Consider the following 12645-nt stretch of genomic DNA (forward strand, 5'->3'; position numbering starts at 1 on the left):
CATCGGCTTCGTGTCAGACGGCTTCGAGGTAGACGAAACCGCTCGAGAAGCGGCCGCTCTCGGGCACGAACATCAGCAGCTTGTGGCCGGACCGGATGCGGCCCGAGCGGAACAGCTCGTCGAGCATGATGTAGGGCGAGGCGGAGCCGGTGTTGCCCTTCTGCACCAAGTTGCTGAACCAGCGCTCGCGCGGAATCGCGAAGTCCATCTGCTCGAGGCAGCGCGCCACCGGTTCCATGAAGTAGCTCGACGACAGGTGCGGCAGGAACCAGTCCACGTCATCGGGCCGCAGGCCGCGCTTCTCGACGATGGCCGCGAGCGGCTCGCCGAGCGTGGCGCGCACGATGTTCTCGTTGAGCAGCCGCACGTCCTGCTTGATCGCGAAGGTGGAGTCGCGGTGCCAGTCGCGCGGCGCGGTACGGGCCCAGCCGGTGAGGCTGCCGTCGGCATTGCGGTCGGCGCCGGCATACATGCACACCGGCAGCTCGTGCGCGGCCGAGGAGAGATCGATCCATTCGACCTTGAGCGACAGCGGCCCGCGCGGCGCGCGCTCCAGCAGCACCGCGCCCGCGCCGTCCGAGAGCATCCAGCGCAGGAAGTCCTTCTCGAACGCGATCTCGGGATTCGTTTCGAGCAGGTCGATGCGGTGCTCGATCTCGGCCTCGAAGCGCGAGCCGCGCATCAGCGGTGAGGCCAGCTCCGAACCGGTGGCCACGGCGCGCTCGGCATCGCCCGCGCGCACCGACAGCCAGGCGTGCTTGAGGGCGGTGGCGCCGGCCAGGCAGATGCCCGCGCAGGCCACCACCTCGAGCCGCGGCCAGCCGAGCTCGCCGTGCACCATCACCGCGTGGTTGGGCATCAGCTGGTCGGGCATCGAGGTGCCGGTGACGAGGCAGTCGATGCGCCCCAGTTCCTCGGGCGTGCCGAGCCCGCGGATCGCCGCGGCGGTGAGCTCGGCATTGCTCATGGCCTGCAGCCCGGTCGCGCGGTCGATCGCGTAGTGGCGCGACCGGATGCCGTTGCTGCGCAGGATCAGGCGTCGCGCACGCGACACCCGGTCGCCGACGCGGCCCAGGACTTCTTCGATGTCTTCGTTGCTGACCGGAGCAAAAGGCAGGAAGGCGGCGGTGCGGGTCAGGAAGACATCAGTCGTCATAGAGATGGGAACGGTCCGTGGCCGAGCCGGAGGGCCACTCGAAATGGGCGGTCATTCTAGTCAGCCACCCTCGCAGCAGAGGGCGCAGCAGCGCCTGCAGCGTGAGGCTCACCGGGACCACGGTGACGATCAGCGCGAGCAGGAACAGCACGTAGAGCACCAAGAGCGGCTTGCGCTGCCAGGCCCCGGGGCCGCCGGCGGCCATCAAGAGCTTGCCCCAGAGGAAGAAGCTGCGCGTGCCGGCCTTCTCGCTGACCAGCAGCCGCGCATTGGCGTTGACCGCGCCCAGGCCCGCGAGCAGCGGCGCGCTGCCGCGCTCGAGCCCCTGGTGCAGCGCATCGCGCAGCGCGCGGCCGAAGCGCACGGTGCGCGCGATCTGGCCCGGCTCGAGGCCCGCGTCTGGCATGCCCCAGAAGCCGCGCTTGCGGCCCCAGACCAGCCAGGCCGGGGTGGTGAAGAAAGTGGCGAGCGTGGGGCCCGGATCGGTCAGCACCACGTTGTCGATCAGCCGCGCATCGATGGCGGCCAGCAGGCCCTTGAGCTTCTCGTGCGCGAGGTGCCACATGTTGCGGCAGGCGATCACCGTGACCACGGGCTTGCCCTGGAGCAGCCGCGCCGCCACCGGGTGCTTGAGGAAGGCCGTGATCGGCTGCGAGGGCGCGAGGAACCACACCTGGTAGGGCAGGATCACGAGGTCGAAGTCCTCCTCGCCCGTGAGCGCCAGCGGCTGCAGCGCGGGCGGCTTCATGTGCGCGGTCTCGGGGAAGGCGTCGAAGAAGCGCATGAAGCCCCAGGGGAACGGAAAGGGCCGCGCCGGCCGCAGCGTCTCCACGTGCACCGCGATCGCCGGGTCGTCGCGCAGCGGCGCCACGATCCGCTCGGCGACGCTGCCGAGCTGGCCGGTCTGCGAATAGTGGATCACGAGCACGCGCTTGGCGATGGGGGGCGCGGCGGCCTCGGAAGGGCTGGACAAGCTGGAATTCACGGGTGGGCGGTTCGAAGGGCCGTCGAATGTACGCGATGCCCCGGCATCGCGCATCTGCCATAGGTCATGCATCGAAAGGATGCGGCCCACCGACGACGCGCGGCGTACGAGGACTCGTAGGCCTGGGGGGCGCATGCCCTGCGCGCATGCAAAAAAGGGGCCGCGCCTCGCGGCGCGGCCCCTGCGGTCACATCCCTCGCGGTCCGCCGATCAGCGGACCTTGCCGTCCTTCCAGGCCGACAGCAGCTTGTTGTAGTCGATGGTCTCGCCCTTGGGCTTCTCGTTGGCCAGCTTCTTCCACGGTGCGTGCTGGTCGCTGAGCCACTTGTTCGGGTCGCCCTTCGGGTTGAGCTTGGGCGCGCAGTGGGCCATGCCGGCGCGCTGCAGGCGGGCCATCACGTTGTCCATCTCGTCGGCCAGGTTGTCCATTGCCTTCTGCGGGGTCTTCTCGCCCGTCACGGCCTCGGCCACGTTCTTCCACCACAGCTGCGCGAGCTTCGGGTAGTCGGGCACGTTGGTGCCGGTCGGGGTCCAGGCCACGCGCGCCGGACTGCGGTAGAACTCGACCAGGCCACCGAGCTTGGGCGCCAGGTCGGTCATCGCCTTGCTCTGGATGTCCGATTCGCGGATCGGCGTCAGGCCGACGATGGTCTTCTTGAGCGACACCGACTTCGAGGTCACGAACTGGGCGTAGAGCCAGGCGGCCGCGGTCTTGTTGGCGTCATGGCCGTTGAAGAAGGACCACGAGCCCACGTCCTGGTAGCCGTTCTGCATGCCCTGCTTCCAGTACGGGCCGTTCGGGCCGGGCGCCATGCGCCACTTGGGCGTGCCGTCCTCGTTGACGACCGGCAGACCCTTCTTGGTCATGTCGGCGGTGAAGGCCGTGTACCAGAAGATCTGCTGCGCGATCTGGCCCTGCGCCGGCACCGGGCCCGACTCGCCGAAGGTCATGCCCATGGCTTCCTTGGGCGCGTACTTCTTCATCCAGTCGATGTACTTGGTCAGCGCATAGACGGCCGCGGGCGAGTTGGTCGCACCGCCGCGCGACACGGCCGCGCCCACCGGCGTGCACTTGTCGTCGGCCACGCGGATCCCCCACTCGTCGATCGGCATGCCGTTCGGGTTGCCGATGTCGGCGGTGCCGGCCATCGAGAGCCAGGCATCGGTGAAGCGCCAGCCCAGCGACGGGTCCTTCTTGCCGTAGTCCATGTGGCCGTAGATCGGCTTGCCGTCGATGGTCTTCACGTCGTTGCTGAAGAACTCGGCGATGTCCTCGTAGGCGCTCCAGTTCAGCGGCACGCCCAGGTCGTAGCCGTACTTGGCCTTGAACCTGTCCTTGAGGTCCTTGCGATCGAACAGGTCGGCGCGGAACCAGTAGAGGTTGGCGAACTGCTGGTCGGGCAGCTGGTAGAGCTTGCCGTCGGGCGCGGTCGTGAACTTGGTGCCGATGAAATCCTTGACGTCCAGGCCGGGGTTGGTCCACTCCTTGCCCGCACCGGCCATGTAGTCGGTGAGGTTCATCATCTTGCCGTAGCGGTAGTGGGTACCGATCAGGTCGGAATCGGAGATCCAGCCGTCGTAGATCGACTTGCCCGACTGCATCGAGGTCTGCAGCTTCTCGACCACGTCGCCTTCCTGGATCAGGTCGTGCTTGACCTTGATGCCCGTGATCTCCTCGAAGGCCTTGGCCAGGGTCTTCGATTCGTACTCGTGCGTGGTGATCGTCTCGGACACAACGGAGATCTCCTTCACGCCCTTGCCCTGCAGCTTCTTCGCGGCCTCGATGAACCACTTCATCTCTTCCGCCTGCTTGTCCTTTGACAAGGTCGAAGGCTGGAATTCGCTGTCGATCCATTTCCTGGCTTCGGCCTCCCCGGCCGACGCACCGTGCGCGGCGAACACCGCAGCCGCCAACGCCAACGCTGTGTAGCGCATCTTCATGAACGTGTCTCCTCGGTTGATTGCTTCCCCGGTCTTGTCGATCGCGGCTCCGGGGAGGCGGAGAGCCGGATTCGTTGTGGAAGAAGAAGGCGCGCCGCGTTCAGCCCTTGCGCAGGATCAGCGCGAGCAGCGCCATCGACAGCACGAAGCTGATCCAGACCGAGGGCTCGGCCTCGAGGCTGAACCAGGCCTGGAACTTGTCGGCCAGCCCGACGAAGGCCAGGTTGACGTAGGCCGCCGACAGCAGGCCGATGAACAGCCGGTCGCCGCGCGTGGTGGCGATCGGCAGCCAGCCGCGGCGCAGCGTGGTCGGCGACTTGAGCTCCCACACCGTCATGCCGGCCAGCATGAGCACGATGCAGATGAAGAACACGGCCACCGGGGTGGTCCAGACCATCCAGTCGAACATTTCAAGATCTCCTTGTCTTCTTCTCTTCCTCCTTCCCCCTCTGGGGGAAGGTCGGGATGGGGGCACCGGGCGTATCCATCGGCATCGCGGTATCGACCGCCCGGAGCCCCCACCCCTGCCCTCCCCCAAAGGGGGAGGGAGCAAATCCCGTCACACCCGACCCATCGCGAAACCCTTGGCGATGTAGTGGCGCACGAACCAGATCACGATCGCGCCCGGCACGATGGTCAGCACGCCGGCCGCCGCCAGGGTCGCCCAGTCCATGCCCGAGGCGCTCACGGTGCGCGTCATCGTCGCCACGATCGGCTTGGCGTTCACGCTCGTGAGCGTGCGCGCCAGCAGCAGCTCGACCCAGCTGAACATGAAGCAGAAGAAGGCCGCCACGCCCACGCCGGCCTTGATCAGCGGCAGGAAGATGGTGAGGAAGAAGCGCGGGAACGAGTAGCCGTCGATGTAGGCGGTCTCGTCGATCTCGCGCGGGATGCCGCTCATGAAGCCTTCGAGGATCCAGACCGCGAGCGGCACGTTGAACAGCAGGTGCGCGAGCGCCACGCCCAGGTGCGTGTCCATCAGGCCGACCGTGCTGTAGAGCTGGAAGAACGGCAGCAGGAACACCGCGGGCGGCGTCATGCGGTTCGTCAGCAGCCAGAAGAACACGTGCTTGTCGCCGAGGAACGAGTAGCGCGAGAAGGCATAGGCCGCCGGCAGCGCCACGGTCAGCGAGATCACGGTGTTGATCGCCACGTAGATCAGGCTGTTGATGTAGCCCGAGTACCAGGACTCGTCGGTGAAGATGCGCGCGTAGTTGGCCCAGGTGAGCTGCTGCGGGAAGAACGAGAAGCTCGAGAGGATCTCCTCGTTCGTCTTGAAGCTCATGTTGATCATCCAGTAGATAGGCAACAGCGCGAACAGGATGTACAGCACCAAAAAGATGCTGCGCTTGTGGAACCGTTTCTCGTTCATTGTTCTTTCTCCACCTCTTGCGTACCCACCCGCTGCATCCAGTTGTAGAGCACGAAGCACAGCAGCAGGATGATGAGGAAATAGATCAGCGAGAACGCCGCCGCCGGCCCCAGGTCGAACTGGCCCACGGCCTTCTGCGTCAGGTACTGGCTCAGGAAGGTGGTGGCATTGCCCGGCCCGCCGCCCGTCAGCACGAAGGGCTCGGTGTAGATCATGAAGCTGTCCATGAAGCGCAGCAGCACCGCGATCATCAGCACGCCGCGCATCTTGGGCAGCTGGATGTAGCGGAACACCGCGAACTTGCTGGCGCCGTCGATGCGCGCGGCCTGGTAGTAGGCGTCGGGGATCGAGCGCAGGCCCGCATAGCACAGCAGCGCCACCAGCGGCGTCCAGTGCCAGACGTCCATCACCAGCACCGTGAGCCAGGCGTCGGTGGCGCTGCCGGTGTAGTTGTAGTCCACGCCGAGCTTCTGCAGCGCGTGGCCCAGCAGGCCGATGTCGGCGCGGCCGTAGATCTGCCAGATGGTGCCGACCACGTTCCACGGGATCAGCAGCGAGAGCGCCACCACCACCAGCACGGCCGAGGACTTCCAGCCCTTGGCCGGCATCGACAGCGCGAGCGCGATGCCCAGCGGGATCTCGACCAGCAGCACCGCAAGCGAGAAGCCGAGCTGGCGCCACAGCGCCTGGTGCAGCTCGTCGTCGCGCATCACGGCGGCGAACCATTCGGTGCCGACGAAGACGCGGCGCTCGGGCGAGATGATGTCCTGCACCGAGTAATTGACCACCGTCATCAGCGGCACGATGGCCGAGAAGGCCACGCAGATCAGCACCGGCAGCACGAGCCACCAGGCCTTCTGGTTGATCGGCTTGTTGGTGGCGTTCATGCGACCAGCTCCTCGTCCTTGTAGTAGCAGGTGTGCGCATCCAGCACGCGCAGCCACACCGTGTCGCCCACCGCGGGCGGCTGCTCGTCGGGATGCAGGCGCACCTTGAGCGGGCTGCCGTCGCCGCCCTCGGTACGGGCGCTCACCATCGTGTAGGTGCCCACGTCCTGCACCTGCGCCACCGTCGCGGGCACGGCGCCGCCGGCACCGGCCGGGGCCAGCCGCAGGTACTCGGGGCGGATGCCGATCTTGAGTTCGCCCGCCGGCAGCTCGCGCGTGGGCACCAGCGGCGTGCCCGCCACCTCGATGGTGCCGTGGGCACTCTTCGCGGCGAGGAAGTTCATGCCCGGCGAGCCGATGAAGTGGCCGACGAAGGTGTGGGCCGGGCGCTCGAACAGCGCGTCGGCGCTGCCCACCTGCACCGCCTTGCCGCGCGTCATCACCACCACCTCCTCGGCGAAGGTCAGCGCCTCCACCTGGTCGTGCGTGACGTAGATCAGCGTGAGCTTGAGCTCGCGATGGATCTGCTTGAGCTTGCGCCGCAGCTGCCACTTGAGGTGCGGGTCGATCACGGTCAGCGGCTCGTCGAACAGCACCGCCGAGACGTCGCTGCGCACCAGGCCGCGGCCCAGCGAGATCTTCTGCTTGGCATCGGCCGCGAGGCCCGCCGCGCGCTGGTTGAGCTGGCCGCTCATGTCGAGCATCTCGGCGATCTCGCCGACGCGCTTCTTGATCTGGTCGGCCGGCATCCTGCGGTTGCGCAGCGGGAACGCGAGGTTCTCGGCCACGGTCATCGTGTCGTAGATCACCGGGAACTGGAACACCTGTGCGATGTTGCGTTCCTGCGGCGTGGCCTGCGTCACGTCGCGGCCGTCGAACCTGACCGTGCCCTGCGACGGCACGAGCAGGCCCGAGACGATGTTGAGCATGGTGGTCTTGCCGCAGCCCGAAGGGCCGAGCAAGGCGTAGGCGCCGCCGTCGCGAAAGCTCATCTTGAGCGGCAGCAGCGCATAGTCGCTGTCCTGCGTCGGGTTCGGTCGGTAGGCGTGGGCCAGGTCGAGGTCGATGCGGGCCATCTCAGTTTCCTTTGCGCCATGCCGGCGCGCGCGCCAGCTTCTCGCCGGCATCGAACACATAGGCCCGCGCCGCGCTGAAGTACAGCGTGATCGAGGCCCCCAGCTCGAAGCGGTGCACACCGGTGAGCTGCGCCACCAGTTCGCCGACCGCGGTCTCCACGTGCACGAAGGTGTCGGAGCCCGAGATCTCGGCCAGCTCCACGGTGCCGGGCAGCGCAATGTCGCCCTCGCCCGCTTCCACGTCGAGCGCGCTCGCGCGCAGCCCGATGGTGACCGCGCCCGCCACCGACTCGGGCAGCGCGAGCGCCAGCGCCGGCCCGCGCGCCAGCTGCACGCTGCCTGCGGCGGCGGTGCCGGCCAGCAGGTTCATCGGCGGATCGCTGAAGGCGCGCGCCACGCGCAGCGACTGCGGCGCATGGAACACCTCGGCGGTCGGGCCGTACTGCAGCAGTTCGCCGGCATCCATCACCGCCGTGTAACCACCGAGCAGCAGCGCCTCGCCGGGCTCGGTGGTGGCGTAGATCACGGTCGAGTCGCCGGCCGCGAACAGCTGCGTGAGTTCCTCGCGCAGGCCTTCGCGCAGCTTGTAGTCGAGGTTCACCAGCGGCTCGTCGAGCAGCATCAGCGGCGCGTTCTTGGCCAGCGCGCGCGCCAGTGCCACGCGCTGCTGCTGGCCGCCCGAGAGCTCCTGCGGATAGCGGTCGAGGAACATGCCGATGGACAGCTTGTCGGCCAGCGCGCGCACGCGCGCGTCGATGTTCGATTCGCCGCGCAGCCTGAGCGGCGAGGCGATGTTGTCGGCCACCTTCAGCGAGGGATAGTTGATGAACTGCTGGTAGACCATCGCCACGTTGCGTTCGCGCACCGGCATGCCGGTGACGTCCTGGCCGTCGACCAGCACGCGGCCCTCGGTCGGCGTGTCGAGGCCGGCCATCAGCCGCATCAGGCTGGTCTTGCCGGCCTGCGTGGCGCCGAGCAGCACGGTCACCGCGCCGCTCTTGGGCGCGATGCTCTGCTCGTAGAGCCAGGTCTGCGCGCCGACCTTCTTGGTCACGCGCTCCAGTGACAGTTGCATCAGCCTTCCCTCCCTTGCATGGCCGGAATCTCGCGCCGCGCGTCCAGCCAGTCGGCCACCTGCCGGCGCTGCTGCGGCGTGTAGCGCAGCCCGAGCTTGGAACGGCGCCACAGCACGTCGTCGGCGCTCACCACCCATTCCTCGCGCTGCAGGAAGCGCAGCTCGCGCTCGTGCAGGCCGGGCGCCACCTCGGCGCCGAGGTCGGCCATCGATGCGGCATCGCCGAGCAGCTCGCCGATGCGTGCGCCGTAGGCACGCGCCAGGCGCCGCGCGAGCCTGGCGTCGAGCCAGCCGTAGCGCTGCTGCACGGCGGCCAGGAAGCGTTCGAAGTCGCCGTCGGGCCGCTGCGCCGCGCCGATCCAGGCCGACAGGTCGCCGCCCGCGAGGAAGGCGCCCTCGGTCCAGGCCGGGCGCTGGCTGTTCGGCTGGCCCAGCATGCGGCCCACCTCGTCGGCGGCGTCCTCGGCCAGCTTGCGGAAGGTGGTGATCTTGCCGCCCCACACCGACAGCAGCGGCGCGGCGGCGGTGTTCGACTCGAGCATGTAGTCGCGCGTGACCGCCGACGGATCGCCCGAGGCATCGTCGAGCAGCGGGCGCACGCCCGAGTAGGTCCACACCACGTCGCTCGGCGCGATCGGCTTCTCGAAATAGCGGCTGGCCTGGGTGCAGAGGTACTCGACCTCCTCGTCGGCGATGCGCGCCGCGCCCGGATCGTCGCCATTCAGCTCGATGTCGGTGGTGCCGATCAGCGTGAAGTCGTCCTGGTAGGGGATCGCGAAGATGATCCGCTTGTCGGGGTTCTGGAAGATGTAGGCGTGGTCGTGCGCGAACACGCGCGGCACCACGATGTGGCTGCCCTTCACGAGCCGCAGGCTCTTGGTGGCCAGCGCCTCGCCGTTGGAGGGCTTCGCCACGCCGCGCAGGAAGGATTCGGCCCAGGGCCCGGCGGCATTCACCACCGCGCGGGCGCGCACCGTGCGGTGCGTGCCGTCGGGGCCCTCGAGCACCGCGGTCCAGCCATCGGCCTCGCGCCGCGCATGCACGCAGCGGGTGCGCGTGAGCACCTCGGCGCCGCGCGCGCGCGCATCGAGCGCGTTGAGCACCACCAGCCGCGCGTCGTCGACCCAGCCGTCCGAATAGACGAAGCCGCGCTTGAACTGCGGCTTGAGCGGCGCGCCCGCGGCATGGCTGCGCAGGTCCACGCTGCGCGAGCCCGGCAGCACCTCGCGTTTGGCGAGATGGTCGTAGAGGAACAGGCCGATGCGGATCATCCAGGCCGGGCGCATCGAGGGATCGTGCGGCATCACGAAGCGCAGCGGCCACATGATGTGCGGCGCGCTCTTGAGCAGCACCTCGCGCTCCTGCAGCGCCTTGCGCACCAGCGAGAACTCGTAGTACTCGAGGTAGCGCAGCCCGCCGTGGATCAGCTTGGTCGACGACGAGGAGGTGTGGGCGGCGAGGTCGTCCTTCTCGCACAGCACCACGCGCCAGCCGCGGCCCGCGAGATCGCGCGCGATGCCGCAACCGTTGATGCCGCCGCCGACGATCAGCACATCGCAGTCGGTGGCCGGTGCCGGCGGATTCTGGGAGAGATCGCTCACTGGAATGCCACCCGTCCTTTCGCCCGTCGCTTGTGGTTTCGATGCGTGACCGGAGTCACCGGAGGCGGCCATTGTATTTTCGGTATTTTTCATTTGAGTTCCTTATGGCGCGATTTTCCTCCGATTTTTCCCTTAAGCATGTTCGTTTTTTTTCGTTCTATAAAGTCACGCACCTTGCGCCCCGCCACCGCTCCAGGCGCGTTTTTTTGCGTACTCTCGGCTTACTTTCATTCGTTTCCGCCCCCACTCAGTGAATTCCAACCCCCGCCAGATCAATCTCCTCGACACCGTGCGCGCGCGCGGCTCGGTCACGGTCGAACAGCTCGCCGACATGCTCGGCGTGACCCTGCAGACGGTGCGGCGCGACGTGCAGCGGCTGGCCGACGAGGGCCTGCTGACGCGTTTCCATGGCGGCGTGCGCGTGCCGAGCTCGACCACCGAGAACATCGGCTACCAGCAGCGCGAGACGCTGCATGCCGAAGGCAAGGCGCGGATCGCGCGGCGCGTGGCCGAGCTGGTGCCCAACGACTGCTCGCTGATCCTCAACATCGGCACCACCACCGAGGCGATCGCCAAGGCGCTGATGCGCCACAGCGGCCTGCGCGTGATCACCAACAACCTGAACGTGGCGACCATCCTGAGCGGCAACAGCCAGTGCGAGGTGATCGTGGCGGGCGGCTCGGTGCGCGCGCGCGACCGCGCCGTCGTGGGCGAGGCCACGATCGATTTCATCCGGCAGTTCAAGGTCGACATCGCGCTGATCGGCGTGTCGAGCATCGAGTCCGATGGCTCGCTGCGCGACTTCGACCTGCGCGAGGTGAAGGTGGCGCAGACCATCATCGCGCAGGCGCGCGAGGTCTGGCTCGCGGCCGACGCCAGCAAGTTCAACCGCCCCGCGATGATCCAGCTCGGTACCCTGTCTCAGATCGACCGCCTCTTCACCGATGCGGAACCGCCCGATCCCTTCCCGACGCTGCTGCGCGACGCGCAGGTGCGGCTCGAGATCGCCCGGCTCCATCAGACCCCGAAGGAATGACTCCCGCATGACGACCACCTACCTGCTCGCCCTCGACCAGGGCACCTCCAGCTCGCGCAGCATCGTGTTCGACCGCGGCGGCCACGTGGTGGCCATCGCGCAGAAGGAGCTCACGCAGATCTATCCGCAGCCGGGCTGGGTGGAACACGACCCGCTCGAGATCTGGGACAGCCAGCTCGCGACCGCGCGCGAGGTCATCGCCAAGGCGAAGCTGCGGCCCGAGGACATCCATGCGATCGGCATCACCAACCAGCGCGAGACCACCGTGCTGTGGAACCGCAGGACCGGCAAGCCGGTGCACCACGCAATCGTGTGGCAGGACCGGCGCGCCGAGCCGCTGTGCGCGCGGCTGCGCGAGGAAGGCCTGACCGACACCATCCGCGAGAAGACCGGCCTCGTGATCGATGCCTACTTCTCGGGCACCAAGCTGCGCTGGCTGCTCGACAACGTGCCCGGCGCGCGCGAACAGGCCGAGCGCGGCGAGCTCGCCTTCGGCACCGTCGACAGCTGGCTGATGTGGCAGCTCACGGGCGGCCGCCGGCACGTGACCGACGTGAGCAATGCCTCGCGCACCACGCTGTTCAACGTGCATCGCAACGCATGGGATGCCGAGCTGCTGGCGGCGCTGCACATCCCCGCCGCGCTGATGCCGGCGGTGCAGCCCTCGGCGTCGCACTTCGTCGACACCGACGCCGCACTGCTGGGCCGCTCGCTGCCGGTGGGCGGCGTGGCCGGCGACCAGCAGAGCGCCCTGTTCGGCCAGGCCTGCTTCGAGGCCGGCATGGCCAAGAACACCTACGGCACCGGCTGCTTCCTGCTGATGCACACGGGCGCGGCCTTCCAGCCCTCGAGCAACGGCCTGCTCGTGACCAGCGCGGCGCAGACCACGGCGCAGCCGCAGTACGCGATGGAAGGCAGCGTGTTCGTGGGCGGCGCCGTGGTGCAGTGGCTGCGCGACGGCCTCAAGGCGATCAAGGGCAGCGCCGAGGTGCAGTCGCTGGCCGAGAGCGTGCCCGACGCAGGCGGCGTGATGATGGTGCCGGCCTTCACCGGCCTGGGCGCGCCCTACTGGAACGCCGACGCGCGCGGCACCATCACCGGCCTCACGCGCGGCACCACCGTGGCCCACATCGCACGCGCCGCGCTCGAGAGCATCGCCTACCAGAGCGCCGCGCTGCTGCAGGCCATGAGCCGCGACGCGGTGGCCGCGGGCGGCAAGCCGGTGGCCGAACTGCGCGTCGACGGCGGCGCCAGCGTGAACGACCTGCTGATGCAGTTCCAGGCCGACCTGCTGGGCATTCCGGTGGTGCGGCCCGAAGTGGTCGAGACCACCGCGCTCGGCGCGGCCTACCTCGCGGGGCTGTCGACCGGCGTCTACGGCGACGTCGGCCAGCTCTCGCAGCAGTGGAAGGTGGAGCGCCGCTTCATGCCCACGATGGGCCGCGCGCAGGCCGAGGAATCGATGGCGCGCTGGGAACGCGCGGTGCGCCAGGCCACGCAGGCCTGAGCCACCCGG

The 12645-nt window shown here is 68.3% G+C and carries 11 protein-coding genes; 2 read left to right on the top strand and 9 right to left on the bottom strand.

All coding sequences use genetic code 11. From position 1 onward, the window contains the following. Nucleotides 1-13: 13 nt before the first annotated feature. The 9 genes from INQ48_20270 to glpD form a co-directional block, all read right to left on the bottom strand. A complete protein-coding gene (locus INQ48_20270; GenBank protein ID QRF55711.1) occupies nucleotides 14-1156 on the bottom strand; it encodes a beta-ketoacyl-ACP synthase III in 1143 nt (380 codons plus the stop codon). Continuing rightward, nucleotides 1146-2141 carry a dialkylresorcinol condensing enzyme gene (locus tag INQ48_20275; GenBank protein QRF55712.1) on the bottom strand — a complete coding sequence of 332 codons (996 nt, stop codon included), beginning with the start codon at nucleotides 2139-2141 and terminating at the stop codon, nucleotides 1146-1148. Before INQ48_20275 ends, INQ48_20270 begins: the two co-directional genes overlap by 11 nt. A 210-nt stretch (nucleotides 2142-2351) precedes the next feature. Further along, nucleotides 2352-4082 carry a carbohydrate ABC transporter substrate-binding protein gene (locus tag INQ48_20280; protein QRF55713.1) on the bottom strand — a complete coding sequence of 577 codons (1731 nt, stop codon included), beginning with the start codon at nucleotides 4080-4082 and terminating at the stop codon, nucleotides 2352-2354. 100 nt (nucleotides 4083-4182) lie between these two features. Next, nucleotides 4183-4491 carry a DUF2160 domain-containing protein gene (locus INQ48_20285; protein QRF55714.1) on the bottom strand — a complete coding sequence of 103 codons (309 nt, stop codon included), beginning with the start codon at nucleotides 4489-4491 and terminating at the stop codon, nucleotides 4183-4185. Between the two features lie 150 nt (nucleotides 4492-4641). Further along, nucleotides 4642-5454 carry a carbohydrate ABC transporter permease gene (locus INQ48_20290; protein QRF55715.1) on the bottom strand — a complete coding sequence of 271 codons (813 nt, stop codon included), beginning with the start codon at nucleotides 5452-5454 and terminating at the stop codon, nucleotides 4642-4644. After that, on the bottom strand, nucleotides 5451-6341 hold the full coding sequence (locus INQ48_20295; protein ID QRF55716.1) for a sugar ABC transporter permease: 891 nt from the start codon (nucleotides 6339-6341) through the stop codon (nucleotides 5451-5453). Before INQ48_20295 ends, INQ48_20290 begins: the two co-directional genes overlap by 4 nt. Then, nucleotides 6338-7417 carry an ABC transporter ATP-binding protein gene (locus INQ48_20300; GenBank protein QRF55717.1) on the bottom strand — a complete coding sequence of 360 codons (1080 nt, stop codon included), beginning with the start codon at nucleotides 7415-7417 and terminating at the stop codon, nucleotides 6338-6340. Before INQ48_20300 ends, INQ48_20295 begins: the two co-directional genes overlap by 4 nt. A gap of 1 nt (nucleotide 7418) precedes the next feature. Further along, on the bottom strand, nucleotides 7419-8492 hold the full coding sequence (locus INQ48_20305) for an ABC transporter ATP-binding protein (GenBank protein QRF55718.1): 1074 nt from the start codon (nucleotides 8490-8492) through the stop codon (nucleotides 7419-7421). Then, nucleotides 8492-10186, bottom strand: coding sequence for a glycerol-3-phosphate dehydrogenase (glpD, locus tag INQ48_20310; protein QRF55719.1), 1695 nt, complete (start codon nucleotides 10184-10186; stop codon nucleotides 8492-8494). Before glpD ends, INQ48_20305 begins: the two co-directional genes overlap by 1 nt. 157 nt (nucleotides 10187-10343) lie before the next feature. Between glpD and INQ48_20315 the strand changes: the two genes are divergently transcribed. Both INQ48_20315 and glpK read left to right on the top strand, forming a co-directional pair. After that, nucleotides 10344-11129: a DeoR/GlpR transcriptional regulator gene (locus INQ48_20315; GenBank protein QRF55720.1), complete on the top strand. Its 786-nt coding sequence runs from the start codon at nucleotides 10344-10346 to the stop codon at nucleotides 11127-11129. Between the two features lie 7 nt (nucleotides 11130-11136). Next, a complete protein-coding gene (gene glpK / locus INQ48_20320) occupies nucleotides 11137-12636 on the top strand; it encodes a glycerol kinase GlpK (GenBank protein QRF55721.1) in 1500 nt (499 codons plus the stop codon). Nucleotides 12637-12645: the final 9 nt, after the last annotated feature.

The organism is Variovorax paradoxus (assembly GCA_016806145.1).
In the GTDB taxonomy this organism is placed as follows: domain Bacteria; phylum Pseudomonadota; class Gammaproteobacteria; order Burkholderiales; family Burkholderiaceae_C; genus Variovorax.

What these genes read in the sequence shown, in the direction of transcription:
- INQ48_20285 (QRF55714.1), bottom strand. Translation starts at nt 4,491, where the DNA reads ATGTTCGACTGGATGGTCTGGACCACCCCGGTGGCCGTGTTCTTCATC.
- INQ48_20290 (QRF55715.1), bottom strand. Translation starts at nt 5,454, where the DNA reads ATGAACGAGAAACGGTTCCACAAGCGCAGCATCTTTTTGGTGCTGTAC.
- INQ48_20270 (QRF55711.1), bottom strand. Translation starts at nt 1,156, where the DNA reads ATGACGACTGATGTCTTCCTGACCCGCACCGCCGCCTTCCTGCCTTTT.
- INQ48_20305 (QRF55718.1), bottom strand. Translation starts at nt 8,492, where the DNA reads ATGCAACTGTCACTGGAGCGCGTGACCAAGAAGGTCGGCGCGCAGACC.
- glpD (QRF55719.1), bottom strand. Translation starts at nt 10,186, where the DNA reads ATGAAAAATACCGAAAATACAATGGCCGCCTCCGGTGACTCCGGTCAC.
- INQ48_20300 (QRF55717.1), bottom strand. Translation starts at nt 7,417, where the DNA reads ATGGCCCGCATCGACCTCGACCTGGCCCACGCCTACCGACCGAACCCG.
- glpK (QRF55721.1), top strand. Translation starts at nt 11,137, where the DNA reads ATGACGACCACCTACCTGCTCGCCCTCGACCAGGGCACCTCCAGCTCG.
- INQ48_20280 (QRF55713.1), bottom strand. Translation starts at nt 4,082, where the DNA reads ATGAAGATGCGCTACACAGCGTTGGCGTTGGCGGCTGCGGTGTTCGCC.
- INQ48_20295 (QRF55716.1), bottom strand. Translation starts at nt 6,341, where the DNA reads ATGAACGCCACCAACAAGCCGATCAACCAGAAGGCCTGGTGGCTCGTG.